The organism is Vicinamibacterales bacterium, assembly GCA_041659285.1.
Lineage (GTDB): Bacteria > Acidobacteriota > Vicinamibacteria > Vicinamibacterales > UBA2999 > 12-FULL-67-14b.
Genome location: JBAZYO010000040.1, coordinates 1 through 727, shown reverse-complemented (window position 1 = coordinate 727; position 727 = coordinate 1). Strand labels below are relative to the sequence as shown.

Genomic DNA, 727 nt, shown 5'->3' with positions numbered 1-727 from the left:
CGTCCGACGGCTCCAGGCCTGTTTTTTCAATGGCGCTGCATGCTCGGGATAAAGCTGATGCGATGGGCCAGAAGATCGCAGGCCGTCGGGCAGGAGCCAGGCACGCCGGTCTCGCGGCTGAACGGCTGCTCAAGGCTGATGGTCTGGCAGGCGAAGCGCGCTGCCAGTTCGTTTGCGCTGGCGATAATCGCTTCGTCGATCAGCGAACCGGGCATTCGCGCGACAACGAGATTATTAAGGCAGAGCCTTTTGCGAGTTCGGAGGTCGATGTCGATCCGGTATCCGAAGAGGGCGTGAATATGCCCGCGCCGGTCTCGGATAGCGATCAGTCCGGCGCGGTCTGACGGCTGGCGACAACGGCGGCGCGCGAAGCGCAGCCATTCTTCCAGCGATATGCTGGCGTCATGCAGATAGATCAGTGGGTAGGCGGACCTCGCATCCCGCAAGCCGATCGAATGTGCCTGAAAATGCCGGTCCATCGCCGATGCGGGCTCGCTGCCGATTATATCCGTGAGGGGAATTGAGCGAAGCGCAGCCGTTCTGACATTGATGTGTATCAACGATTCAGCGCCTTGATTTAGATCAAACCTCGCGCGATTTCGCGTATATATAGAGGGTCAGGTCACCACAGGCGGCATTTATGGTCATGTCTGAACAGTGCGCGGCGCCGGAAAGCCCCCCATGCAAGCACAATCGCAGTAGCGCAGCGTGCGCCGAATGCAGCGTT

The 727-nt window shown here is 59.7% G+C and carries 1 protein-coding gene; it reads right to left on the bottom strand.

Translation table 11 applies throughout. From position 1 onward, the window contains the following. Positions 1-26: 26 nt before the first annotated feature. Complete coding sequence (locus tag WC815_24190) at positions 27-560, bottom strand: hypothetical protein (GenBank protein ID MFA5911890.1); 534 nt, start codon at positions 558-560, stop codon at positions 27-29. Positions 561-727: the final 167 nt, after the last annotated feature.